The sequence below is a fragment of the Streptomyces sp. G7(2002) genome (assembly GCF_028870195.1).
Classification (GTDB): domain Bacteria; phylum Actinomycetota; class Actinomycetes; order Streptomycetales; family Streptomycetaceae; genus Streptomyces; species Streptomyces nigrescens.
This window is the reverse complement of the sequence record NZ_CP102609.1, coordinates 1622137-1646984: the sequence shown is the minus strand read 5'-3', so window position 1 is coordinate 1646984 and position 24848 is coordinate 1622137. Positions and strand designations below refer to the sequence as shown.

At 66.6% G+C, this 24848-nt stretch carries 16 protein-coding genes, 3 rRNA genes and 1 riboswitch; of the genes, 15 read left to right on the top strand and 4 right to left on the bottom strand.

Annotated elements, in window-relative coordinates; translation table 11 throughout:
- Window positions 1–490 precede the first annotated feature (490 nt).
- The 13 genes from NUT86_RS06275 (at window position 491) to NUT86_RS06215 (ending at window position 15958) form a co-directional block, all read left to right on the top strand.
- Window positions 491–2019: ribosomal RNA gene (locus NUT86_RS06275) — 16S ribosomal RNA — on the top strand.
- Between the two features lie 304 nt (window positions 2020–2323).
- Window positions 2324–5445 (top strand): 23S ribosomal RNA (locus NUT86_RS06270).
- 74 nt (window positions 5446–5519) lie between these two features.
- Window positions 5520–5636 (top strand): 5S ribosomal RNA (rrf, locus tag NUT86_RS06265).
- The 16S, 23S and 5S rRNA genes sit together here, the layout of an rRNA operon.
- 146 nt (window positions 5637–5782) lie before the next feature.
- Window positions 5783–6391: a CDP-alcohol phosphatidyltransferase family protein gene (locus NUT86_RS06260; RefSeq protein ID WP_018093283.1), complete on the top strand. Its 609-nt coding sequence runs from the start codon at window positions 5783–5785 to the stop codon at window positions 6389–6391.
- Window positions 6392–6512: 121 nt separating this feature from the next.
- Entirely contained in the window at window positions 6513–9008 is a 2496-nt protein-coding gene (locus tag NUT86_RS06255) for a mannose-1-phosphate guanyltransferase (RefSeq protein WP_159490717.1), read from the top strand.
- Window positions 9009–9083: 75 nt separating this feature from the next.
- On the top strand, window positions 9084–10016 hold the full coding sequence (locus tag NUT86_RS06250; protein ID WP_174876484.1) for a DUF881 domain-containing protein: 933 nt from the start codon (window positions 9084–9086) through the stop codon (window positions 10014–10016).
- The gene (locus NUT86_RS06245; protein ID WP_003984969.1) at window positions 10013–10345 is read left to right on the top strand and encodes a small basic family protein; all 333 of its coding nucleotides are present in this window, start codon (window positions 10013–10015) and stop codon (window positions 10343–10345) included. Before NUT86_RS06250 ends, NUT86_RS06245 begins: the two co-directional genes overlap by 4 nt.
- A 5-nt stretch (window positions 10346–10350) precedes the next feature.
- Entirely contained in the window at window positions 10351–11376 is a 1026-nt protein-coding gene (locus NUT86_RS06240) for a DUF881 domain-containing protein (RefSeq protein ID WP_274734009.1), read from the top strand.
- Window positions 11377–11494: 118 nt separating this feature from the next.
- Window positions 11495–12343, top strand: a complete 849-nt coding sequence (locus NUT86_RS06235; protein ID WP_078518836.1) for an FHA domain-containing protein — start codon at window positions 11495–11497, stop codon at window positions 12341–12343.
- 17 nt (window positions 12344–12360) lie between these two features.
- A complete protein-coding gene (gene ftsR, locus NUT86_RS06230; protein WP_159490721.1) occupies window positions 12361–13107 on the top strand; it encodes a transcriptional regulator FtsR in 747 nt (248 codons plus the stop codon).
- Window positions 13108–13163: 56 nt separating this feature from the next.
- Entirely contained in the window at window positions 13164–13637 is a 474-nt protein-coding gene (locus tag NUT86_RS06225; protein ID WP_006606439.1) for a bifunctional nuclease family protein, read from the top strand.
- Window positions 13638–13823: 186 nt separating this feature from the next.
- A complete protein-coding gene (locus tag NUT86_RS06220) occupies window positions 13824–14429 on the top strand; it encodes a MerR family transcriptional regulator (RefSeq protein ID WP_018093277.1) in 606 nt (201 codons plus the stop codon).
- Window positions 14430–14494: 65 nt separating this feature from the next.
- Window positions 14495–15958, top strand: a complete 1464-nt coding sequence (locus NUT86_RS06215; RefSeq protein WP_274734005.1) for a DNA polymerase IV — start codon at window positions 14495–14497, stop codon at window positions 15956–15958.
- Here the strand turns inward: NUT86_RS06215 and NUT86_RS06210 are convergent.
- Window positions 15868–16251 (bottom strand): PRC-barrel domain-containing protein, encoded by a 384-nt coding sequence (locus tag NUT86_RS06210; protein ID WP_274734004.1) that lies wholly within the window; start codon window positions 16249–16251, stop codon window positions 15868–15870. The two genes, NUT86_RS06215 and NUT86_RS06210, sit on opposite strands and share 91 nt — an antisense overlap.
- A 114-nt stretch (window positions 16252–16365) precedes the next feature.
- Window positions 16366–16462, top strand: a riboswitch (glycine riboswitch).
- Between the two features lie 188 nt (window positions 16463–16650).
- Here NUT86_RS06210 and gcvP point away from each other — a divergent pair.
- A complete protein-coding gene (gcvP, locus tag NUT86_RS06205) occupies window positions 16651–19536 on the top strand; it encodes an aminomethyl-transferring glycine dehydrogenase (RefSeq protein ID WP_274734002.1) in 2886 nt (961 codons plus the stop codon).
- A 69-nt stretch (window positions 19537–19605) separates the two neighbouring features.
- Here gcvP and NUT86_RS06200 read toward each other — a convergent pair whose 3' ends face one another.
- Together NUT86_RS06200 and NUT86_RS06195 are read right to left on the bottom strand one after the other, a co-directional pair.
- Window positions 19606–19800, bottom strand: a complete 195-nt coding sequence (locus tag NUT86_RS06200) for a DUF5999 family protein (RefSeq protein ID WP_026170299.1) — start codon at window positions 19798–19800, stop codon at window positions 19606–19608.
- A 343-nt stretch (window positions 19801–20143) separates the two neighbouring features.
- Window positions 20144–20731 carry a hypothetical protein gene (locus NUT86_RS06195; protein ID WP_159490727.1) on the bottom strand — a complete coding sequence of 196 codons (588 nt, stop codon included), beginning with the start codon at window positions 20729–20731 and terminating at the stop codon, window positions 20144–20146.
- A gap of 567 nt (window positions 20732–21298) precedes the next feature.
- Between NUT86_RS06195 and NUT86_RS06190 the strand changes: the two genes are divergently transcribed.
- Window positions 21299–22852: a glutamate-cysteine ligase family protein gene (locus NUT86_RS06190; RefSeq protein ID WP_274733998.1), complete on the top strand. Its 1554-nt coding sequence runs from the start codon at window positions 21299–21301 to the stop codon at window positions 22850–22852.
- A gap of 30 nt (window positions 22853–22882) precedes the next feature.
- Here the strand turns inward: NUT86_RS06190 and NUT86_RS06185 are convergent, their stop codons facing one another.
- The gene (locus tag NUT86_RS06185) at window positions 22883–24670 is read right to left on the bottom strand and encodes a substrate-binding and VWA domain-containing protein (protein ID WP_274733996.1); all 1788 of its coding nucleotides are present in this window, start codon (window positions 24668–24670) and stop codon (window positions 22883–22885) included.
- Window positions 24671–24848 lie beyond the last annotated feature (178 nt).

Genomic DNA, 24848 nt, shown 5'->3' with positions numbered 1-24848 from the left:
CGCCGGTTGCAGTCCGCGAGTCCCGCCGAATCGATTTGCCTCGCCCACACCAGAGCTGTACTGTCTGACACCTGCCCCGGACAGCCAGGACGCAATCGACTGCGTCCGGTTGAGGTGGGCGGCACTCCTAGCGTCTTGATCGCGACTCAAGAATTGCGCTTTCTGCATGCCTGCGGAAAAGCAGCGGTTCGGAAGCCGGAAAAGGCCTGATAGAGTGTGAAACACCGAAGGGAAGCGCCCGGAGATCCTGGTGAAACAGGCACAAAGGAAGCGTCCGTTCCTTGAGAACTCAACAGCGTGCCAAAAGTCAACGCCAGATATGTTGATACCCCGTCCACCGGAAACACTCCGGAGGATGAGGTTCCTTTGAAAAGCCCACCACGGCCCATGCGGTCGGGGTGGCACACACAGCGAGGACGCTGTGAACGAGAGGGCTTATTCCGCCCACTCGTTCCGCTCTCGTGTGTGTTGACCCGATTACGGGTAAACATTCACGGAGAGTTTGATCCTGGCTCAGGACGAACGCTGGCGGCGTGCTTAACACATGCAAGTCGAACGATGAACCTCCTTCGGGAGGGGATTAGTGGCGAACGGGTGAGTAACACGTGGGCAATCTGCCCTTCACTCTGGGACAAGCCCTGGAAACGGGGTCTAATACCGGATACGACTACCGACCGCATGGTCTGGTGGTGGAAAGCTCCGGCGGTGAAGGATGAGCCCGCGGCCTATCAGCTTGTTGGTGGGGTGATGGCCTACCAAGGCGACGACGGGTAGCCGGCCTGAGAGGGCGACCGGCCACACTGGGACTGAGACACGGCCCAGACTCCTACGGGAGGCAGCAGTGGGGAATATTGCACAATGGGCGAAAGCCTGATGCAGCGACGCCGCGTGAGGGATGACGGCCTTCGGGTTGTAAACCTCTTTCAGCAGGGAAGAAGCGAAAGTGACGGTACCTGCAGAAGAAGCGCCGGCTAACTACGTGCCAGCAGCCGCGGTAATACGTAGGGCGCAAGCGTTGTCCGGAATTATTGGGCGTAAAGAGCTCGTAGGCGGCTTGTCACGTCGGATGTGAAAGCCCGGGGCTTAACCCCGGGTCTGCATTCGATACGGGCAGGCTAGAGTTCGGTAGGGGAGATCGGAATTCCTGGTGTAGCGGTGAAATGCGCAGATATCAGGAGGAACACCGGTGGCGAAGGCGGATCTCTGGGCCGATACTGACGCTGAGGAGCGAAAGCGTGGGGAGCGAACAGGATTAGATACCCTGGTAGTCCACGCCGTAAACGTTGGGAACTAGGTGTGGGCGACATTCCACGTCGTCCGTGCCGCAGCTAACGCATTAAGTTCCCCGCCTGGGGAGTACGGCCGCAAGGCTAAAACTCAAAGGAATTGACGGGGGCCCGCACAAGCAGCGGAGCATGTGGCTTAATTCGACGCAACGCGAAGAACCTTACCAAGGCTTGACATACACCGGAAAACCCTGGAGACAGGGTCCCCCTTGTGGTCGGTGTACAGGTGGTGCATGGCTGTCGTCAGCTCGTGTCGTGAGATGTTGGGTTAAGTCCCGCAACGAGCGCAACCCTTGTTCTGTGTTGCCAGCATGCCCTTCGGGGTGATGGGGACTCACAGGAGACTGCCGGGGTCAACTCGGAGGAAGGTGGGGACGACGTCAAGTCATCATGCCCCTTATGTCTTGGGCTGCACACGTGCTACAATGGCCGGTACAATGAGCTGCGATACCGCGAGGTGGAGCGAATCTCAAAAAGCCGGTCTCAGTTCGGATTGGGGTCTGCAACTCGACCCCATGAAGTCGGAGTTGCTAGTAATCGCAGATCAGCATTGCTGCGGTGAATACGTTCCCGGGCCTTGTACACACCGCCCGTCACGTCACGAAAGTCGGTAACACCCGAAGCCGGTGGCCCAACCCCTTGTGGGAGGGAATCGTCGAAGGTGGGACTGGCGATTGGGACGAAGTCGTAACAAGGTAGCCGTACCGGAAGGTGCGGCTGGATCACCTCCTTTCTAAGGAGCACTTCTTACTCGAACCTGGTTCGGGTCAGAGGCCAGTACGTCAGCGAATGTCTGATGCTGGTTGCTCATGGGTGGAACGTTGACTATTCGGCGCACTTGATTGGTTGTCACTAGTACTGCTTCGGCGTGGAACGTGGGGATTGATGGAGTGGGTCGGGCGCGCTGTTGGGTATCTGAGGGTACGGACTTGAGTCTGGACCTTCGCGATGCCGGCCCCAGTGAACTCAGCCTTCGGGTTGGGGTGGTGGGTGGCTGGTCGTTGCTTGAGAACTGCACAGTGGACGCGAGCATCTGTGGCCAAGTTTTTAAGGGCGCACGGTGGATGCCTTGGCACCAGGAACCGATGAAGGACGTGGGAGGCCACGATAGGCCCCGGGGAGCTGTCAACCGAGCTTTGATCCGGGGGTGTCCGAATGGGGAAACCCGGCAGTCGTCATGGGCTGTCACCCGCTGCTGAACACATAGGCAGTGTGGAGGGAACGCGGGGAAGTGAAACATCTCAGTACCCGCAGGAAGAGAAAACAACCGTGATTCCGGGAGTAGTGGCGAGCGAAACCGGATGAGGCCAAACCAGTCACGTGTGATACCCGGCAGGGGTTGCGTGGTTGGGGTTGTGGGAGTTCTCTTTTGCAGTCTGCCGGCTGTGAGGCAAGTCAGAAACCGTTGGTGTAGGCGAAGGACATGCGAAAGGTCCGGCGTAGAGGGTAAGACCCCCGTAGCTGAAACATCAACGGCTTGCTTGAGAACCACCCAAGTAGCACGGGGCCCGAGAAATCCCGTGTGAATCTGGCGGGACCACCCGTTAAGCCTAAATATTCCCTGGTGACCGATAGCGGATAGTACCGTGAGGGAATGGTGAAAAGTACCGCGGGAGCGGAGTGAAATAGTACCTGAAACCGTGTGCCTACAAGCCGTGGGAGCGTCGCTGTATGTGCTTGCACATGCAGTCGTGACTGCGTGCCTTTTGAAGAATGAGCCTGCGAGTTTGCGGTATGTTGCGAGGTTAACCCGTGTGGGGAAGCCGTAGCGAAAGCGAGTCCGAATAGGGCGTTGAGTAGCGTGCCCAAGACCCGAAGCGGAGTGATCTAGCCATGGGCAGGTTGAAGCGGAGGTAAGACTTCGTGGAGGACCGAACCCACCAGGGTTGAAAACCTGGGGGATGACCTGTGGTTAGGGGTGAAAGGCCAATCAAACTCCGTGATAGCTGGTTCTCCCCGAAATGCATTTAGGTGCAGCGTCGTGTGTTTCTTGCCGGAGGTAGAGCACTGGATAGGCGATGGGCCCTACCGGGTTACTGACCTTAGCCAAACTCCGAATGCCGGTAAGTGAGAGCGCGGCAGTGAGACTGTGGGGGATAAGCTCCATGGTCGAGAGGGAAACAGCCCAGAGCATCGACTAAGGCCCCTAAGCGTGTGCTAAGTGGGAAAGGATGTGGAGTCGCAGAGACAACCAGGAGGTTGGCTTAGAAGCAGCCATCCTTGAAAGAGTGCGTAATAGCTCACTGGTCAAGTGATTCCGCGCCGACAATGTAGCGGGGCTCAAGCACACCGCCGAAGTCGTGTCATTGCAGTAATACTCCCAACGGAGGCTGTGATGGGTAGGGGAGCGTCGTGTGCCGGGTGAAGCAGCCGTGGAAACGAGTTGTGGACGGTTCACGAGTGAGAATGCAGGCATGAGTAGCGATACACACGTGGGAAACGTGTGCGCCGATTGACTAAGGGTTCCTGGGTCAAGCTGATCTGCCCAGGGTAAGTCGGGACCTAAGGCGAGGCCGACAGGCGTAGTCGATGGACAACCGGTTGATATTCCGGTACCCGCTTTGAAACGCCCAATATCGAATCCATTAATGCTAAGGCCGTGAAGCCGGCCTGGAGTCTTCGGACAAAGGGACGTGGTGGAGCCGCCGATCCAAGGTGGTAGTAGGTAAGCGATGGGGTGACGCAGGAAGGTAGTCCAGCCCGGGCGGTGGTTGTCCCGGGGTAAGGGTGTAGCCCGTCATCTAGGCAAATCCGGATGACTTGAGGGTGAGACCTGATGCCGAGCCGATTGTGGTGAAGTGGATGATCCTATGCTGTCGAGAAAAGCCTCTAGCGAGTTTCATGGCGGCCCGTACCCTAAACCGACTCAGGTGGTCAGGTAGAGAATACCGAGGCGTTCGGGTGAACTATGGTTAAGGAACTCGGCAAAATGCCCCCGTAACTTCGGGAGAAGGGGGGCCATTGCTGGTGATGAGTCTTGCACTCTGAGCTGGTGGTGGCCGCAGAGACCAGCGAGAAGCGACTGTTTACTAAAAACACAGGTCCGTGCGAAGCCGTAAGGCGATGTATACGGACTGACGCCTGCCCGGTGCTGGAACGTTAAGGGGACCGGTTAGTCAACTTTCGGGTTGGCGAAGCTGAGAACTTAAGCGCCAGTAAACGGCGGTGGTAACTATAACCATCCTAAGGTAGCGAAATTCCTTGTCGGGTAAGTTCCGACCTGCACGAATGGCGTAACGACTTCTCGACTGTCTCAACCATAGGCCCGGTGAAATTGCATTACGAGTAAAGATGCTCGTTTCGCGCAGCAGGACGGAAAGACCCCGGGACCTTTACTATAGCTTGATATTGGTGTTCGGTTCGGCTTGTGTAGGATAGGTGGGAGACTTTGAAGCGGCCACGCCAGTGGTTGTGGAGTCATTGTTGAAATACCACTCTGGTCGTGCTGGATGTCTAACCTGGGTCCGTGATCCGGATCAGGGACAGTGTCTGGTGGGTAGTTTAACTGGGGCGGTTGCCTCCTAAAGAGTAACGGAGGCGCCCAAAGGTTCCCTCAGCCTGGTTGGCAATCAGGTGTTGAGTGTAAGTGCACAAGGGAGCTTGACTGTGAGACTGACGGGTCGAGCAGGTACGAAAGTAGGGACTAGTGATCCGGCGGTGGCTTGTGGAAGCGCCGTCGCTCAACGGATAAAAGGTACCCCGGGGATAACAGGCTGATCTTCCCCAAGAGTCCATATCGACGGGATGGTTTGGCACCTCGATGTCGGCTCGTCGCATCCTGGGGCTGGAGTCGGTCCCAAGGGTTGGGCTGTTCGCCCATTAAAGCGGTACGCGAGCTGGGTTTAGAACGTCGTGAGACAGTTCGGTCCCTATCCGCTGTGCGCGTAGGAGTCTTGAGAAGGGCTGTCCCTAGTACGAGAGGACCGGGACGGACGAACCTCTGGTGTGCCAGTTGTCCTGCCAAGGGCATGGCTGGTTGGCTACGTTCGGAAAGGATAACCGCTGAAAGCATCTAAGCGGGAAGCCTGCTTCGAGATGAGGACTCCCACCCCCTTTGAGGGGTTAAGGCTCCCAGTAGACGACTGGGTTGATAGGCCAGATATGGAAGCCCGGTAACGGGTGGAGTTGACTGGTACTAATAGGCCGAGGGCTTGTCCTCAGTTGCTCGCGTCCACTGTGTAGGTTCTGAAGTAACGACCTGTGTCTTTGCCGGGTTGGTTAACTTCATAGTGTTTCGGTGGTCATTGCGTTAGGGAAACGCCCGGTTACATTCCGAACCCGGAAGCTAAGCCTTTCAGCGCCGATGGTACTGCAGGGGGGACCCTGTGGGAGAGTAGGACGCCGCCGAACAAATTTTGAGAAAGCCCCTTCGGAACGAAAGTTCCGGAGGGGCTTTTTCGCGTTTCTGTGATCTTGGGACCCGCGGCACGGCGTCGCCGGCGGTACAGGTAAGGTCAAGGGGCATCGTTGGTACATTTCCCACAGGAGGCTTCCGCGTGGAGGTCCAGGAGACGCGGGTCCAGACGGATCGCGTCCTCACCATCCCGAATATCCTGAGCATGGCTCGCCTCCTCGGCGTGCCGTTGTTCCTGTGGTTGATCCTGTGGCCGGTATTCGGTGGCCCGAAGGCCGATGGCTGGGCGCTGCTGGTCCTCGCGCTGAGCGGCGTCAGTGACTATCTGGACGGCAAGCTCGCCCGGCGCTGGAACCAGATCAGCAGTCTGGGCCGGATCCTCGACCCGGCCGCCGACCGCCTCTACATCCTCTCCACCCTCGTCGGTCTGACCTGGCGCGAGATCCTGCCGGTCTGGCTGACCGCGGCGCTGCTGGCACGGGAACTGATGCTGCTCATCGCGATCGGATTCCTCGGACGCCACGGATACGGGCCTCCCCAGGTGAACTTCCTGGGCAAAGCGGCTACGTTCAACTTGATGTACGCCTTCCCGTTGCTCCTCCTGAGCAGCGGAAGCGGCTGGCTTCACACGCTTGCTGCGGTTTTCGGATGGGCGTTCGCAGGATGGGGTACGGCGCTGTACTGGTGGGCAGGAATCCTCTACGTGGTCCAGGTCCGCCGACTCATCAGAGCGGACTCCACGGCCGACTGAGCTTTCCGGACCGGCAGCTGGTGCCAAGGCCCGGCGCCCGTACGCGATAGCAGGAACAGTGGGCGTTCTGGACAAGTGAAGTCGGCAAGACCGTCGTCTCTTAGAGGAGGACGCTTCCGACATGAAGGCCGTTGTGATGGCCGGCGGCGAAGGAACACGCCTTCGCCCCATGACGTCCAGCATGCCCAAGCCCCTGCTTCCGGTCGTCAATAGGCCGATCATGGAGCATGTGCTCAGGCTGCTGAAGCGGCATGGTCTCAACGAGACCGTCGTGACCGTGCAATTCCTTGCCTCCCTCGTCAAGAACTATTTCGGCGACGGAGAAGAGCTCGGAATGGAGCTCACCTACGCCAATGAGGAAAAGCCGCTCGGCACCGCAGGCAGCGTGAAGAACGCCGAGGAAGCCCTCAAGGACGACGCCTTCCTCGTCATCTCCGGTGATGCCCTCACCGACTTCGATCTCACGGATCTGATCCGGTTCCACAAGGAAAAGGGCGCTCTTGTCACTGTCTGCCTCACGCGGGTCCCCAATCCGCTCGAGTTCGGCATCACCATCGTCGACGAGGCCGGCAAGGTCGAACGCTTCCTGGAAAAGCCCACCTGGGGTCAGGTCTTCTCGGACACCGTCAACACCGGCATCTACGTCATGGAGCCGGAGGTCTTCGACTATTTCGAGCCCGACGTGTCGGTCGACTGGTCCGGGGATGTCTTTCCGCAGCTCATGAAGGAAGGCAAGCCGATCTACGGCTATATCGCCGAGGGCTACTGGGAGGACGTCGGCACACATGAGAGCTATGTGAAGGCCCAGGCCGATGTGCTCGAAGGCAAGGTCGATGTCGAAATCGACGGCTTCGAGATCTCGCCGGGTGTTTGGGTCGCGGAGGGCGCCGAGGTCCATTCGGACGCGGTGCTGCGCGGTCCGCTGTACATCGGTGACTACGCCAAGATCGAAGCTGGAGTGGAGCTTCGTGAGCACACCGTCGTCGGCTCCAATGTCGTCGTCAAGAGCGGTGCGTTCCTCCACCGGGCCGTAGTGCACGACAACGTCTACATCGGTCAGCAGAGCAATCTGCGCGGCTGTGTGATCGGCAAGAACACCGACATCATGCGGGCCGCCCGGATCGAGGACGGCGCCGTCATCGGTGATGAGTGTCTGATCGGTGAAGAGTCGATCGTCCAGGGGAATGTGCGGGTCTATCCGTTCAAGACGATCGAGGCCGGTGCGTTCGTCAATACGTCGGTGATCTGGGAGTCCCGCGGCCAGGCGCATCTGTTCGGTGCCCGCGGGGTGTCCGGGATCCTCAATGTCGAGATCACACCGGAACTCGCGGTGCGGCTCGCGGGCGCGTATGCCACCACGCTGAAGAAGGGTTCCACGGTCACCACCGCGCGCGACCACTCCCGTGGTGCCCGGGCGCTCAAGCGTGCCGTGATCTCCGCGCTGCAGGCCAGCGCCATCGACGTACGCGACCTGGAGAACGTCCCGTTGCCCGTCGCCCGCCAGCAGACCGCGCGGGGCAGCGCCGGCGGGATCATGGTCCGTACGACGCCCGGTGTGCCGGACTCCGTGGACATCATGTTCTTCGACGAGCGGGGCGCCGACCTCTCGCAGGCCGGGCAGCGCAAGCTCGACCGGGTCTTCGCCCGCCAGGAGTACCGTCGCGCCTTCCCCGGCGAGATCGGTGATCTGATCTTCCCGGCCAGTGTTTTCGACTCCTACACCGGGTCGCTGCTGCGGGCCGTGGACACCACGGGCATCGCCGATTCCGGGCTGAAGGTCGTCGTGGACGCCTCCAACGGCAGCGCGGGCCTGGTGCTGCCCAGCCTTCTGGGACGGCTCGGTGTCGACTCCCTGACCATCAACCCCGGGCTCGATGAATCCCGGCCGACCGAGACCCCTGACGCCCGGCGTGCCGGGCTCGTCCGGCTCGGCGAGATCGTGGCCTCGGCGCGGGCCGCCTTCGGTGTGCGCTTCGACCCCGTCGGCGAGCGGCTCTCCCTCGTGGACGAGCGAGGCCGGATCATCGAGGACGACCGCGCACTGCTGGTCATGCTGGATCTGGTCGCGGCCGAGCGGCGCACCGGCCGGGTGGCGCTGCCGGTGACCACGACCCGGATCGCCGAGCAGGTGGCGGCGTATCACGGGACGCAGGTGGAGTGGACGACGACCTCGCCCGACGATCTGACCCGGGTGGGCCGCGCCGACGGCACGGTCTTCGGCGGGGACGGAATGGGCGGCTTCATCATTCCGGAGTTCAGCAGCGTCTTCGACGGCGCGGCCGCCTTCGTCCGGCTGATCGGTCTGGTCGCCCGTACCCAGCTCACGCTCAGCCAGATCGACGCACGGATCCCGCGGGCGCATGTCCAGCGCCGGGACCTGGCCACCCCCTGGGCCGTCAAGGGCCTGGTCATGCGGCATGTCGTCGAGGCCGCCGGCGACCGGGACGTGGACACCACCGACGGCGTGCGGGTCGTGGAGTCCGACGGCCGTTGGGTTCTGGTGCTGCCGGACCCCGCTGAGGCGGTGACGCACCTGTGGGCGGAAGGGCCGGATGACGCCTCCGCTCAGCAGCTGCTGGACGAGTGGTCCGCCGTGGTGGACAGCGCAGGACGCTGACCGGGGCTCCACCGGCGGGCCGTGAATCGGCACGCCGGTGGGGCCATTGGGAGACCGCGCGGCCGACGTGCGACGATGTGCGGCATGTCGCAGCAGCGCCCCGATCGGAGCAACCCGAACACGCCGGCCGCGCGCCCCGATGCGTCCATGTCGCTGCTGACCAACGTGATGGATCACAGTCTCGACGACGGATACGCCGAGGCCGCCGCGCGGAAGTCCGAAGCCGGGGTGCGAGGTCTGCCGCGTACTTTGCGGGCGAAGTTGGGTCTTGCGGCCGGTTTGGTGCTGGCCGCGATCGTCGTGACGGTGGGGGCGGCGCAGGCGCGGATATCAGCACCGACGCTCGCCAAGGAGCGCGAGGAACTGATCAACCGCATCCAGAAGGGCACCGGCGAGGCGGACGAACAGCAGAAGCGGGTCGATGCGCTCCGGGACGACGTCAGCAGGATGCAGCGCGACGCCCTGAAGAAGCACGGTGGCGACAAGGCCGAACTACTGGCCCTGCTGTCCGGCTCGACCCAGGTCACCGGTCCCGGTGTGAAACTCGTCGTGGACGATGCGAAGGGTGCGGCGTCCAGCGGCGGCGGTCCGCGCGAGAGCAGTGGTTTTTCGGACACCGGGCGGGTACGCGACAGGGATATGCAACGCGTTGTCAACGGCCTGTGGGCGTCCGGTGCGGAGGCCATCTCCGTCAATGGACAGCGGCTTACGTCACTCTCGGCGATCAGAGCCGCGGGAGACGCCATACTGGTCGACAACAAGCCACTGGTGCCGCCTTATACGGTGCTGGCGGTGGGGGACGGGCAGCGGCTGAGCACCGCGTTCCAGGACAGCGCCGACGGTCAGTACCTGCATGTGCTGCAGGAGAACTACGGCGTGCGCACCAGGATTTCCGCTGAGAACGAGGTCACGCTGCCGCCCGCGCCCAGCTTGATCGTACGTACCGCAAAGCCGCAGGCCGGTGCCGCCAAGGCGGACGGCGCCGACACAGGGAAGGGCACATCGTGATCGCCGTATTGGGCCTCATCGTGGGAGTCGTGGTCGGGCTTGTCGTCCGACCCGTGGTGCCGACGGTGGTCGAGCCCTACTTGCCGATCGCTGTCGTCGCGGCGCTGGATGCCGTGTTCGGCGGTCTGCGCGCCATGCTGGACGGCATCTTCGACGACAAGGTCTTTGTGGTCTCCTTCCTGTCGAATGTCGTCGTCGCCGCGCTGATCGTCTTCCTCGGCGACAAGTTGGGCGTCGGTGCTCAACTGTCCACCGGCGTCGTCGTGGTGCTGGGTATCCGGATCTTCTCCAACGCCGCCGCTATCCGCCGGCACGTCTTCAGGGCGTGAGGCGGATGACCGAGGACGAGACCCCGCAGCCGGGCAAGAAGCCGGAGCCGGAGAAGACGCCGGAGCCGGAGAACAAGCCGCAGCGGCCGGAGCTGGAGAAGAAGGCGGACCGGCCGGAGCCGGACGAGGAGCGCGGTCCGGCCGGCCGGCGGCCGATGCCGCCGGAGAGCCGGAACACCTCCGAGCCTGCGGAGTCCGGCGACGGAGCCGAGAGCCAGGAACCGGACAGTGCTGGACAGAAGCAGGGCAAAGGGGCAGACTCCTCGACTCCGGACGTCGTTGCCGATGGCGACGGGAGTGCGGAACGCCCGAAGACGGGTCGGGAGCGGCTCGTTGCGAGTCTGTGGCCGCCGCGGCTGACCCGGGCTCAACTGATCGTTGCGCTGCTCCTGTTCATTCTCGGTCTCGGCCTGGCAATTCAGGTACGTTCCACAAGTGACAGCAGTGCGCTGCGAGGTGCGCGCCAGGAGGATTTGGTGCGCATTCTGGACGAGCTGGACAATCGCTCCCAGCGGTTGACCGACGAACAGCGGCGCCTGGAAGGGCAGAAGACCGAGCTGGCGAACAGCTCGGACCAGGCCGAGGAGGCCCGTAAGCAGACCGTGGAGAAGGAACAGCAGCTGGGCGTGCTGGCCGGGACCGTCGCGGCGCAAGGGCCCGGCATCAACCTGACCATCGACGACCCGACGCACTCCGTCGAGGCGGACAAGCTGCTGGACACCATCCAGGAGCTGCGGGCGGCCGGCGCGGAGGCCATCCAGGTCAATGATGTCCGGGTCGTCGCGGACAGCTCCCTCTCGGATGTCCGGGGTGGCGTGGAGATCGACGGCAAGTCCGTCATGCAGCCGTTCCGCTTCAAGGTCATCGGCAAGCCGGAGGACTTGGAACCGGCGCTGAACATCCCCGGCGGAGTGGTCCAGACGCTGGAAAAGGAGCAGGCCAAGGTGTCTGTGACCCGTGAGGAGAAGATCATTGTGAACGCCTTGCGAGAGGCGAAGCGGCCTGACTACGCTCGGTTGTCATCTCAGTGAGGCGTGCACGTATGTCGAGTGCCCAGGAAGGGCATGAGGTAGCGGGGGGTCGACGCACTGTGCGTGTGGTGTGTGGTGGAAACTGTCTGAAGGCCACGGACGTTCACAGGATGTCCGGATGGGCCGGTGTGTGCATCGAGGGTTCGTCCTGCCCCACGGGCGGGTCTGTTTCGTTCAAGGGGAATCGCCCGTGAAGTTGTTTGGAAAGCTGTTCGGCAAGAGCGCACGCCAGGAGGGCGGCAGCGGCTCCGCGCGGCATGCCGCCCCGCGCCAGCCCGACGAGAGCGGTGCGGCCGAGGGCCGTCCGCTCTTCCGTGATGAGGTCAGCGGTCCGTCCGGGGGGTACGGCGCGGGTTCTGTTGACCCCTCCGGTGCCGGCCGCATAGGTTCCCAGGAACCATCAGCCGCACACACGGGTGGAGGGTCCGCCTTGCCGGTTTGTACGAGGTGTGGGAACCAGAACGCCGAGGCGAGCCGGTTCTGCTCCAACTGTGGCGCGCCTCTGCGTGCGGGCGCTCAGCCCGAGCGGGCGTCCGAGACGACGTCGACCATCTCCATTTCGGGGCTGGAGGCCTACGACTCGGAGACGACGGGCCAGAATCTGGCACCGTCGCTGTCGCCCGAGGCCCAGGCGGCCGTGGACGCTCTCCCGTTGGGATCGGCGCTGCTGGTCGTCCGCCGGGGACCGAACGCGGGCAGCCGCTTCCTGCTGGACAGCGAGCTGACGACGGCGGGCCGGCACCCGCAGGGCGACATCTTCCTCGACGATGTGACGGTCTCGCGCCGTCATGTGGAATTCCGTCGCGGCCCGGACGGCCTCTTCACGGTCGCCGACGTCGGCAGCCTGAACGGCACCTACGTCAACCGTGAGCGGATCGACTCCGTTGCCCTCGCCACCGGCGACGAGGTCCAGATCGGCAAGTTCCGCCTGGTCTTCTACGCGAGCCAGCGAGGCGCCGGTATCTGACCGGCCGGGGAAGGCATATGCGCGATACACCGAAAGGCGGCGCCGGTTTTGCTGGCGCCGCCTCCTCGGACGGCAAGCCGGTGAGCATCGGCACGGTGCTCACCGCGCTGCGCGAGGAGTTTCCCGAGGTCACCATCTCCAAGATTCGCTTCCTGGAGGCCGAGGGGCTGGTCGAACCGAAGCGCACGCCTTCCGGCTACCGCAAATTCACACCGGCGGACGTCGAGCGGCTGGCTGCCGTCCTGCGGATGCAGCGGGACCACTATCTGCCGCTGAAGGTCATCCGGGAGCATCTGGACGCCCTGGAGCGCGGTGAGCAGGTGCCGCTGCCGGCCCCGGCCGCACCCTCCCGCGATCTTGTCGAGGGCGTGCACGACCCCGGTGCGGAGCGCCCTACGGCTGCCCGGATCGGCCGGGCCGAGCTGCTGGCCGCCGCGGAGGTGGACGAGGCGGCGCTCGCCGACTGGGAGTCCTACGGACTCATCGTCCCCCATGCGGACGGCGGATACGACCTCGAGGCCGTCACGGTGGCCAAACTTGTCGCGGACCTGGGCCGATTCGGTCTGGAGCCGCGGCATCTGCGTGCGGTGAAGGCGGCGGCCGAACGCGAGGCGGGCCTGGTCGAACAGGTCGTTGCACCCCTTCGGCGGCACCGTAACCCGCAGACCAGGGCCCATGCCGAAGCCACCGCCAGGGAGCTGGCAACGCTGTCCGTACGGCTGCATGCGGCCTTGGTGCAGAGCGCTCTGCGGGTCCGGCTGTAGCGAGCAAACGAGTGCCCGACTACCCAAACCGGCCGGGCACGTCCTAGGGTTGCTGTGTGAACGAGCTCGACGTCGTGGGTGTCCGGGTGGAAATGCCTTCCAGCCAACCGATCGTGCTCCTGCGGGAGGTGGGAGGCGACCGATACTTGCCCATTTGGATCGGGCCAGGGGAGGCCACCGCCATCGCCTTCGCCCAGCAGGGCATGGTCCCTGCCAGGCCGCTGACGCACGACCTTTTCAAGGACGTGCTCGAAGCGGTGGGCCAGGAGCTGACGCAGGTCCGCATCACGGATCTGCGCGAGGGGGTTTTCTATGCCGAACTTGTCTTCGCGAGCGGGGTCGAGGTCAGTGCGCGTCCGTCGGACGCGATAGCGCTGGCTTTGCGCACCGGCACGCCGATCTTCGGTACCGACGGTGTGCTGGACGACGCGGGGATCGCCATCCCGGACGAGCAGGAGGACGAGGTGGAGAAGTTCCGCGAGTTCCTCGATCAGATCTCGCCCGAGGACTTCGGGACCAACAGCCAGTGAATCGGCCAGGCGAACCGCCTGTTTCCGGCCAAACAATGAGCCTTTCCCTGTGCGAGGTCACGAGAAACCACTCGTAGGGTGATTATCACTCGGCGTGGCGAGCGCGGCGATCGTTGACGCACCCCGAGTGACTGCATACCGTCGATATGGCAGGTCCCGTCCGGGACGTGGAGGACGGAGGGCGGCGTGGCAATCACCGGCGACGGTATGGCGGCGGAAGGGGCGTTGCCGCTCCACTCGGGCGCAGCAGCGAACCCTGCCCCGGCACCGGCCGCGGCGGTGTCGGGGGACTGCGAGGCGCAGAACATTGGCTATCGCGGCCCGACCGCTTGTGCGGCAGCGGGCATCACTTACCGGCAGCTCGACTACTGGGCGCGTACGGGCCTGGTGGAGCCGAGCATCCGGCCTGCGTACGGCTCCGGCACCCAGCGGCTCTACAGCTTCCGGGACGTCGTGGTCCTGAAGATCGTCAAGCGGCTGCTGGACACCGGGGTGTCGCTGCAGAACATCCGCACCGCCGTGCAGCATCTGCGCTCGCGCGGGCTGGCGGATCTGACGCGGATGACGCTGATGAGCGATGGCGCGACGGTCTACGAGTGCACCTCGCCCGACCAGGTCGTGGATCTGCTCCAGGGCGGCCAGGGCGTCTTCGGGATCGCCGTGGGCGTGGTGTGGCGCGACGTGGAGGGCGCGCTGTCACAGCTCCACGGGGAGCGTGTGGACACCGGCGAGACGCTGGTGGGGAAGAACCCGCACGACGAGCTGGCGCGGCGGCGCAACCGGGCGGGCTGAGTCCCGGCGGAGTGCCCGGCCCGGCATCGGGCCGATTGTCAGTGGCATGGGGCAGCATCGGAGATGTGAGACCTGCCCCGACGATCCTGCATCTGGACATGGATGCGTTCTTCGCGGCCGCCGAGCAGGCGGCCAAGCCGAGCCTGCGCGGCAAGCCCGTGGTGGTCGGCGGGATCGGCGCGCGCGGCGTGGTCTCCACGGCCTCGTACGAGGCCCGGGTCTTCGGTGTCCGCTCCGCGATGCCGACGGCCCAGGCGCGCCGGCTGTGCCCCAATGCCGCCTATCTCAGTCCTCGCTTCACGCTGTACCGCCAGGTGAGTGAGGTGGTGATGGAGCTGCTGCATGCGCTGTCGCCGCTGGTGGAGCCGCTGAGCCTGGACGAGGCGTTCGTCGACCTGGAGGCCGGTGGGGTGCCGGCCGAGACGGCGGCCGTACGCGCCGTGGGGGAGCAGCTGCGGCGCGACATCCGGTCCGCGACGGGCCTGACCGGCTCGGTGGGGCTGGCCGGGGCCAAGATGCTGGCAAAGATCGCGTCCGAAGCGGCCAAGCCGAACGGGCTGGTGGTGATCGAGCCGGGCACCGAACGGGAGCTGCTGGGCCCGATGACGGTGCGGACGCTGCCCGGGGTGGGCCCCGCGACGGCCGAGACACTGCGCCGGGCCGGGATCCACACCGTCGCGGAGACCGCGGAGGCCGGTGAGGCCGAGCTGGTGCGGCTGCTGGGCAGGGCGCACGGCGCCGGGCTGTATGCGATGGCGCTGGGGCAGGACGACCGGCCGGTGGTGGCCGAGCGGGACGCGAAGTCCATCTCGGTCGAGGACACCTTCGAGGTCGATCTGACCGACCGGACGCGGGTGCGGAGCGAGGTGCTGCGGCTGGCGGACCGGTGCGTACAGCGGCTGCGGGCGGCGGGGCGCTCCGGGCGCACGGTGGTCATCAAGGTGCGCAACTACGACTTCTCGACGCTGACCCGTTCCGAGACACTCCGTGGGCCCACCGACGACCCGGCGGTGATACGCGAGGCCGCTGTGCGTCTGCTGGAGACGGTGGACACCACGGGCGGGGTGCGGCTGCTGGGCGTGGGCGTTAGTGGCCTGGCGGACTTCACACAGGAGGATCTGTTCGCCCAGCTGGCGACGGAGCGGGAGGCGGAGGAGGCCGCGGCGGCAGCAGCGGCAGCGGCGGCGGAGGAGGCCGCCGGGAGGACGGAGCCGCACGAGGCCGAGGAGGAGCGGCCGCGGCGCTGGCATCCGGGGCTGGACGTGGTGCACGACGAGTACGGCGCCGGCTGGGTGCAGGGGAGCGGGGTGGGGAGGGTGACCGTGCGCTTCGAAACGCCATGGTCCGCACCGGGGAGGGTGCGGACCTTCGCTGTCGAGGACCCGGCGCTGCGGCCGGGAGAGCCCCTGCCGCTGGTGGGCGGGGCGCCGGCGGGTGGTCAGTCGTCCGAGCCGGCGATCTTGCCGAAGTTCTTGCCGCCGGAGCCGGGGGACACCGGATCGGTCGGGGAAGCAATATCCAGACGGTAGTGGTGATAGAGCTGAAGTTCCTGCTCAGGGGAGAGATGGCGGCCCACGCCGAAGTCCGGCGCGTCTTTGATCAGCTTGCGGTCGTAAGGAATGTGCAGGCCCTCACCGACCATCTTGCTGGGCTCCAGGGGGACGAACGCATCCCGGCTGAAGAGTCCGGTGCGCACGGCCGCCCACTCCGGTTCCCCCGTCGCATCGTCGAGGTAGACCTCGTCGATGGTCCCTATTTTCGCGCCGTTACGGTCGAACGCTTTGCGGCCGATCAGGCTTCGGGGATCGATATCGGTTTGCACGGCCCCTCCAATTGGTCGCAACTGCCCTGTGACAACTACCAAACGGCACATTTCATGCCCTGGCCACTCGAAGGATCCTTCGAGTGGCGCGCTGGTAGGCTGGCGATTGGCCGCAGACCCCGTGCGGGAGAGTCCTTGCCGTTCGCGACCAGGGCGCCGAAGGAGCAAATCCTCCCCGGAATCTCTCAGGCACATGTACCGCATGGACGAGGTCACTCTGGAAAGCAGGGCGGGCCACGGAAGGCACAGCGCCGGGACCCCTCCTCACCGACGGTGAAAGCCGGACCGCCACGCGCGGGCCGGTGAAGCTCTCAGGTTGAGATGACAGAGGGGGAGGCCGTCCGGGCACCCGTGCCGTGGTGCCCCTCGTAGGTCGTACTGACCAGGAGGCCCCCGCAGATGACCACCAATCGCATCTCCTTGACCGAGCTGGAACGCGGCACCCCCTTCGAGCGCCGGCACATCGGTCCCGACCACGCGGCGCAGGCCAAGATGCTTGCGCACATCGGCTTCGGGTCGCTGGACGAGCTCACCGCCGCCGCCGTACCCGATGTGATCAAGAGCGCCGAGGCGCTCGGCCTGCCGCATGCCCGTACCGAGGCCGAGGTGCTCAAGGAGCTGCAGGGCCTGGCGGACCGCAACCAGGTCCTGTCGTCCATGATCGGTCTCGGCTACTACGGCACGTTCACCCCGCCGGTGATCCTGCGCAATGTCATGGAGAACCCGGCCTGGTACACGGCGTACACGCCCTACCAGCCGGAGATCTCGCAGGGCCGCCTGGAGGCGCTGCTGAACTTCCAGACCATGGTCGCCGACCTGACCGGACTGCCCACCTCCGGTGCTTCGCTGCTGGACGAGGGCACCGCCGCCGCCGAGGCGATGGCGCTGTCCCGCCGGGTCGGCAAGGTCAAGCAGGGCGTCTTCCTGGTCGACGCCGACTGTCTGCCGCAGACGATCGCCGTGATCGAGACCCGCGCGGAGCCCACGGGCGTCGAGGTCGTGGTCGCGGACCTGTCCGACGGCATTCCGGCCGAGATCGCCGAGCGCGGTGTCTTCGGTGTGCTGCTGCAGTACCCGGGCGCCTCCGGTGCGGTGCGGGACCCCCGCGCCGTCATCGAGCAGGCCCACGAGCTGGGTGCGATCGTCACCGTCGCCGCCGATCTGCTCGCCCTGACGCTGCTGACCCCGCCCGGTGAGCTCGGTGCGGACATCGCCGTCGGCACCACCCAGCGCTTCGGTGTCCCGATGGGCTTCGGCGGACCGCACGCCGGCTTCATGGCCGTCCGTGACCAGTTCGCCCGCAGCCTCCCCGGCCGTCTGGTGGGCGTCTCCGTCGACGCCGACGGCAACAAGGCCTACCGCCTGGCGCTGCAGACCCGTGAGCAGCACATCCGCCGGGAGAAGGCCACCAGCAACATCTGCACCGCGCAGGTGCTGCTCGCCGTCATGGCCGGGATGTATGCGGTCTACCACGGGCCCGAGGGCCTGCGGACCATCGCCCGGCGCACCCACCGCTACGCCGCGGTCCTCGCCGAGGGCCTGCGGGCCGGCGGGGTGGAGATCGTGCACGGTGCGTACTTCGACACGCTGACCGCGCGGGTGCCCGGCCGGGCCGCCGAGGTCGTCGCCGCCGCCCGTGAGGCCGGGGTCAACCTCTGGCAGGTCGACGCCGACCTGGTCGGCATCGCCTGTGACGAGACCACCGGGCGTGCGGAGCTGGCGGGTGTCTGGGGCGCCTTCGGCGTGAACGGTGACGTCGAGCAGCTGGACGCGGCCGCCGCCGAGGCGCTGCCGCAGGCGCTGCTGCGCCACGACGACTACATGGCCCACCCGGTCTTCCACGAGTACCGTTCCGAGACCGCGATGCTGCGCTACCTGCGCACCCTCGCCGACAAGGACTACGCGCTGGACCGCGGCATGATCCCGCTCGGCTCCTGCACGATGAAGCTGAACGCCACCACCGAGATGGAGCCGGTCACCTGGCCCGCGTTCGGCCAGCTGCACCCGTTCGCGCCGGCCGGCCAGGCCCAGGGCTACCTCACGCTGATCCAGGAGCTGGAGGAGCGGCTGGCCACGGTCACCGGCTACGACAAGGTCTCCATCCAGCCGAACGCCGGATCGCAGGGCGAGCTGGCCGGTCTGCTGGCCGTCCGCGCCTACCACCGCGCCAACGGCGACGAGCAGCGCACGGTCTGCCTGATCCCGTCCTCGGCGCACGGCACCAACGCCGCCAGCGCCGTGATGGCCGGAATGAAGGTCGTCGTCGTCAAGACCGGTGAGGACGGCGAGGTCGACACCGACGATCTGCACGCCAAGATCGAGAAGCACCGTGACGAGCTCGCGGTCCTGATGGTGACCTACCCCTCCACCCACGGCGTGTTCGAGGAGCACATCACCCAGATCTGCGCGGCGGTGCACGAGGCCGGCGGCCAGGTCTATGTCGACGGCGCCAACCTCAACGCGCTGGTCGGGCTCGCCGAGCCCGGAAAGTTCGGCGGCGATGTCTCGCATCTGAACCTGCACAAGACCTTCTGCATCCCGCACGGCGGCGGTGGCCCCGGTGTCGGCCCGGTCGGCGTCCGCGCCCACCTGGCGCCGTACCTGCCCAACCACCCGCTGCAGCCGGGCGCCGGCCCCGAGACGGGCGTCGGGCCGATCTCCGCGGCTCCCTGGGGCTCGGCCGGCATCCTGCCGATCTCCTGGGCGTACGTCCGTCTGATGGGCGCCGAGGGCCTCAAGCGCGCCACTCAGGTCGCGGTCCTCAGCGCCAACTACATCGCCAAGCGTCTGGAGCCGCACTACCCGGTGCTCTACACCGGCCCCGGCGGTCTGGTGGCGCACGAGTGCATCATCGACGTCCGGCCGCTGACCAAGGCGACCGGTGTGAGCATCGACGATGTGGCCAAGCGGCTGATCGACTACGGCTTCCACGCGCCGACGATGTCGTTCCCCGTGGCCGGCACGCTGATGATCGAGCCGACCGAGAGCGAGGACCTCGGTGAGCTGGACCGGTTCTGCGACGCGATGATCGCCATCCGCGCGGAGATCGAGAAGGTCGGCTCGGGGGAGTGGGCCAAGGACGACAACCCGCTGCGCAACGCCCCGCACACCGCGGGCGCGCTCGGCGGCGACTGGGCGCACCAGTACACCCGCGAGGAGGCCGTCTTCCCGGCCGGTGTCGACGCCGCGGAGAAGTACTGGCCGCCGGTGCGCCGTATCGACGGTGCCTTCGGCGACCGTAACCTCGTCTGCTCCTGCCCGCCGCTGGACGAGTACGACAACTGAGTCACCGCAGCATCAAGGGCCCTCGGCAGATCTGCCGGGGGCCCTGTGGTACGTGGTGGGCGCGGCGGGTCAGGCAGCGGCGATGGCCCGGGCGCGGTGCGGGGCGATGACCTGCCCGTCCGGGAGCAGCTCACCGGTGTCCTCGAAGAGCAGGACGCCGTTGCAGAGCAGGCTCCAGCCTTGCTCCGGATGGTGCGCCACAAGGTGTGCGGCCTCCCGGTCGGTGGAGTCTGCTGACGGGCATGGCGGTTGGTGCTGACACATGGAAGTTGTCTTTCGCTGCGGTGAAGTGAACGTCGTAGTGCGGCTCGATGAGCTGTTCATGGCCGCTCCCCCGTTTCTTTCGGTCGGTCCCAGTGTTGCCCCACGGACGGGATTCCGCAGGGATTTCGCAGCAGCGGTACTCACTCGATACGGACGCGTCACCCATGCGGGCGGTTGCTCCCAATTGCACTCCTCCCCAAGAGGGTTGGGAGTGGTATCCGCGGACTAGGCCGCGTGGGTGAGCACGACAGAGCGCCCCGCGGCCGGACGGGGCTGCGGGGCATGCTCGGGCGGGACGGCGGGCGCCGGGTTCCGCGCGCGAAGGCGCGCCGGCGCTGCCGGGTCAGGCGGGTTCGGCGAGCAGCGGGGCGGGCGTGAGCCGCAGGGTGAGCCGGGGGAGCAGATCGGCGATGCGGTGCGGGCGGTGTGCGGCGATGCCCGGCGGGGCAGGCGCCAGAGGTATCAGCAGGTCACCGGGCGCGGGCAGCCCCTGCGCGCCGTCGGAGGTGAGGTCGTGATGCAGCCACAGCGTGAGCATGTACAGCTCGGGGACGGACAGCAGACGCGGCTGGTAGGGCGTGGCGAGTGACTCGGCCTGCGCCAGCGCCTGCTCGGTCGCGGCGACGTAGGGGCCGCCGCAGAAGCGCCCGAAGGTCCAGCCGTCCGCGGTGAGCACCGCCTCGGCGGTCGCCACGGCACGCTCCCCGCCGCGGACCAGGAAGCGCCAGCCCGCCAGTCGGGTGTGCGGGGTGCCGCCGGCCCGGCTGACGTCGTCCCAGACATGGACGGGCAGCGGGTGGTCGGGGCTGAGCGGACCCTGATGGGCGCGCAGCGCGGAGACCGGGGCGTCACACACCGCGGTGGGCGAGCCGAGAGCGGCGAGAACACTGCGCAGAGCGGGCGCGGGGGCAGGGGGGAGGTGCAGCGGCATGGTGGGTCGCCTCTCACTTCGGAGACACGGTGGAGCGTGGCGGGTGCAAACGGCGTTGTCTGCGTGCGGGGTCAGAGCAGGGCCGGCCGGGGCTGCGGCCCGGCGGGCTCAGCCGCTGGGCCCCGGAGACGGTGAGATCGCCGAGACGCTGGGCGCCAAGTCTCTGCCTCGTAAGCGGAGTTTATACGACGTATGTTCCGAAAGTGTTTCTGCTACCGGCCTTGCGGATTTCCGGCAAGGGGAAATCCGGACCGCTGTGCGAGGTGCTTTACACCCCTTTGTGCGGCGTTTTGAAGACGCCACCTCGTATTGCCTTACCAATGCGGTAGGCCGGAACTCGTTGGTGTTTCTCACGAGCGAAATGCCGTTGGCGAGTGCCTCCGAGATATGCCTATGGGAAGTGCCGGACGCTGCACCACTTCGAGCCTATCGGCACCGGCATGCTCCCGCGGCGTTATTGATCAGATTGCCGGGGCATCATCGACCGTAGCGCGAGCCCCGGCGGTGTCGGGGACGGCCCCAAGCGGCCCGTGGCAACGGGCTGTTCACTCGAGGAGGGACCCTTCGATGGGGGAGAAGGTCGCCGCGGACGGGATCGATCTGGCGGACCGGGAGCGTTATCGAAGAAAGCTTCACGACTGTCTCGATGGATTGCACAGGCTCCTGGCGGAGGAGCGGTTCGACCGGCCCAGGAATCTCATGGGTCTGGAGATCGAACTCAATCTTGCCGGCGCCGACGGACTGCCCCGCATGATGAACTCTCAAGTACTGGAGCGCATCGCCAGCGGGGATTTCCAGACCGAACTCGCCCAGTGCAACCTCGAGGTCAACATCCTGCCGCACCGCTTGAGCGGCCGTGTGCTGGACCAGCTCGCCGAGGAACTCCGTACGGGGCTCGGCTACGCCGAGAGGAAGGCCCGGGAGGTCGCCGCCAGGATCGTGATGATCGGCATTCTGCCGACCCTGCACGCCACCGACCTCACGGCCGCCAGCCTCTCCGAGAACGACCGCTACGTCCTGCTCAACGACCAGATGCGGGCGGCCCGCGGCGAGGACTTCGCCCTGGACATCCGGGGCGTCGAGCATCTGGTCTCCCGTTCGCCCTCGATCGCGCCGGAAGCCGCCTGTACGTCGGTCCAGCTGCATCTCCAGGTGACACCGGGCCGCTTCGCCGCTGTCTGGAACGCGGCCCAGGCCATCGCCGCGGTGCAGGTGGCGGTCGGCGCCAACTCGCCGTTCCTCTTCGGCCGTGAGCTGTGGCGCGAGTCCCGGCCGCCGGTCTTCCAGCAGGCCACCGACACCCGCTCGCCCGAGCTGCAGGCCCAGGGAGTGCGCCCCCGCACCTGGTTCGGTGAGCGCTGGATCGACTCCGCGTACGACCTGTTCGAGGAGAACGTGCGGTACTTCCCGCCGCTGCTGCCGGTGTGCGGGTCACAGGAGCCGCTGCGGCTCCTGGATGAGGGCGGGGTGCCCGACCTGTCCGAACTGGTCCTGCACAACGGCACGGTCTACCGCTGGAACCGCCCCGTCTACGCGGTCGCCGACGGCGTCGCGCACCTCAGGGTCGAGAACCGGGTGCTGCCGGCCGGCCCCACCATCGCCGACGTCATCGCCAACACCGCCTTCTACTACGGCCTGGTGCGGGCCCTGGCCGAGGAGCCGCGACCCATATGGACGCGGCTCCCGTTCGCCGCCGCGGCCCGCAACTTCGACTCCGCTTGCCGGTACGGGATCGACGCCACCCTGGACTGGCCGCGTCCCGGGCGGGCGGGCGGTGTCGCCGATATCCCGGCCGTACGGCTGGTACGCAAGGAGCTGCTGCCGCTGGCGGCCCGCGGACTGGACGCCTGGGGGGTGGAACCGGCCGACCGTGACCACTACCTCGGCATCATCGACGAGCGCTGCCGGCGCCGGGTGAACGGGGCGTCCTGGCAGGCCGCGGCCTTCCACCACGCCCTGCGCCACGGTCTGGACCGGGACGCCGCGCTCGCCGCGATGACCCGGCGCTACAGCGAGCTGATGCACACGGGGAAGCCGGTGCACACCTGGCCGGTCGCCTGGCCGGTCGCCGAGCGCTCCGCCGTACCGGGACAACGGCAGGCGGCGACGGAGGGAGCATGAGGGCTGTCCGTCGCCGGGGCCCGGAGCCGTTCAGCGGGGTCCGTTGCTGCCCGCCGCCATGATGGCCTTGAGCATCACCTGGTGGATCTGCGACGGGTCGCTGACCAGGTGTGTCGAGCCGCCGGTGGGTTTCACGATGCGGTCGAGGGCCGAGGTGTCGGCCTGCGGGCCGATCGCGAGGGCGATCAGCGGCACCGGCCGCTTCGGGTCGGAGAGCTTCTCCAGCTTGCCCACCAGGGCGTCGAGGCCGATGCCGTGGGCGTCGTCGTTGGTGCCGTCGGTGACGATGACCAGCGCGTTGAACTTCCCGCTCGCATAGGCCGAGCGGGCTTCCTCGTACGCGGCGAGCGTGGTGTCGTACAGGCCGGTGGCGCCCTGGGGCTGCGGGGCCAGCGCGCGGAAGGCGTCGGCGAGCGCTTCGCGGTGGCTGCTGCCGTCCTCGTCCCGGCCGCCGAGCCGCTCGGTGGGGGAGAGCTCCACGTAGTCCTTGTCGCCGTCCAGTGTGGTGGCGAATTTCCACAGCCCGATCTCGTCGTCGGAGGTGAAGGTGGTCAGTGCCTGGAGGAGGGAATTCTTGGCGAGGTCCATCCGGGACCGGCCGCTGTGCCCCGGGACCGGTGCGCCCATCGACGTCGAGGCGTCCACGACGGTGGAGAGCCGGGCGCTTTGCACCGTGATCGTCCACATGCCCATCAGGGCCTGGAGTTCCTTCACCGCCGGCGGCTCGGCGGGGGCGGCGGAGTACGGCTGCGGGTCGCGTCCGCCGGCCGTCGTGACCACCTTGGGGTCCGCCTCGCCGTTGGCGGCCCGGAAGCCGTGCCGGCGCAGCGCGCGCTGTCCGGCGGGCTCGCTCAGCAGCGTCATGAAGCGGTTGGCGGCGCGCGACTGTTCAGGGCCCGTCTCGCTGTTGTCGACCAGGGTGTAGGGGTAGTCGAGCCGGGCCGTGCCGCCCTCGGGGTAGATCAGGTCCAGATCCGGCCCGCCGTCCGCGCGCGTGTTGTGGGCGAAAGCGGCCTGCTCGGACAGCAGCAGCGCCTGGTTGCGGCGCGGATTGTCCTGCTCCTTACCGGAGCCGTCGCGGGGCAGGGTGGCCATGGCCTGCCCGTCGCCGTCCGCGACCCGCTGGTTGAGCAGCCTGGCCGTGGCGGCGGTGCGGGTGTCCGCCGTCACGCGGTCCGGTGCCTCCTTGGCGTGGGCGGCGCTGATGCGGGCCAGTGAGAGCAGTCCGGTGGCGCTGTGGGACGGGTCGGCGACGCCCAGGCGCAGGGCGTCGCCGGACGCCGTGGCGCGGGTCAGTTCCGTCCAGGTGTAGGTCTTTGCCGGCCAGCCCAGCGACTTGGCGGCCCGGGGTACGGCGCCCAGTGCGATCGGGGACGAGGCGAGGGTGCCGGCGGCGGTCAGCGGGGTCCCGCGCTCCGCCTCGACCCGGTCCACCCACAGGCTCGAATCCGGTATCCAGACCTGGAATTCGGGGTCGACCGGCCGCTGTCCGAAGGCGTCGGCTATCTCGTGGGCGGCTCGCGCGGTGACCTTGACGTCCAGACATCTGCCGTCGGTGCGTGTCGCCCCCTCCCGCGCCGACTTGGCCACCGCTTCGATCGCCGGGGCGATATCGGGCGAGGCGGCCACATCGAGCCGTGTCGCCTCGCCGTCGCACGGCCCCCCGAACGGGAGCAGACCGCTGTCCAGCGCCACGACCGTGCCGGCGGCGACGGTCAGCACGAGGCCGGTGGCGAGGACCAGCGCGCGCGGACGTGCCCCGCGGCGGGCCCCTGTGCGCGCCGGTGCGGGGGCGTCGGGCAAGCTGTGTCGTCCCATTGCGGTAGCGCCTCTCCTTCTCGGAGTTCGACCGGGATGCGCTGGGGGGAAAACGCGCCATCTGGATGGCGCCCGTCCCCGGCCTGTCGCGCGCGATCTTCGTACCTGCTGCCGAGACCCTAGCGGGGCGGTGGTGGCGACGAGGCGGTAATGCTGAAGCGGAGGAAGTGTGCAGTCG

Excerpts from the sequence above, each read along its gene's own strand:
- NUT86_RS06255 (WP_159490717.1), top strand. The coding sequence starts at position 6,513 with ATGAAGGCCGTTGTGATGGCCGGCGGCGAAGGAACACGCCTTCGCCCC.
- NUT86_RS06250 (WP_174876484.1), top strand. The coding sequence starts at position 9,084 with ATGTGCGGCATGTCGCAGCAGCGCCCCGATCGGAGCAACCCGAACACG.
- NUT86_RS06240 (WP_274734009.1), top strand. The coding sequence starts at position 10,351 with ATGACCGAGGACGAGACCCCGCAGCCGGGCAAGAAGCCGGAGCCGGAG.
- NUT86_RS06235 (WP_078518836.1), top strand. The coding sequence starts at position 11,495 with ATGGGCCGGTGTGTGCATCGAGGGTTCGTCCTGCCCCACGGGCGGGTC.
- ftsR (WP_159490721.1), top strand. The coding sequence starts at position 12,361 with ATGCGCGATACACCGAAAGGCGGCGCCGGTTTTGCTGGCGCCGCCTCC.
- gcvP (WP_274734002.1), top strand. The coding sequence starts at position 16,651 with ATGACCACCAATCGCATCTCCTTGACCGAGCTGGAACGCGGCACCCCC.
- NUT86_RS06200 (WP_026170299.1), bottom strand. The coding sequence starts at position 19,800 with ATGTGTCAGCACCAACCGCCATGCCCGTCAGCAGACTCCACCGACCGG.
- NUT86_RS06195 (WP_159490727.1), bottom strand. The coding sequence starts at position 20,731 with ATGCCGCTGCACCTCCCCCCTGCCCCCGCGCCCGCTCTGCGCAGTGTT.
- NUT86_RS06190 (WP_274733998.1), top strand. The coding sequence starts at position 21,299 with ATGGGGGAGAAGGTCGCCGCGGACGGGATCGATCTGGCGGACCGGGAG.
- NUT86_RS06185 (WP_274733996.1), bottom strand. The coding sequence starts at position 24,670 with ATGGGACGACACAGCTTGCCCGACGCCCCCGCACCGGCGCGCACAGGG.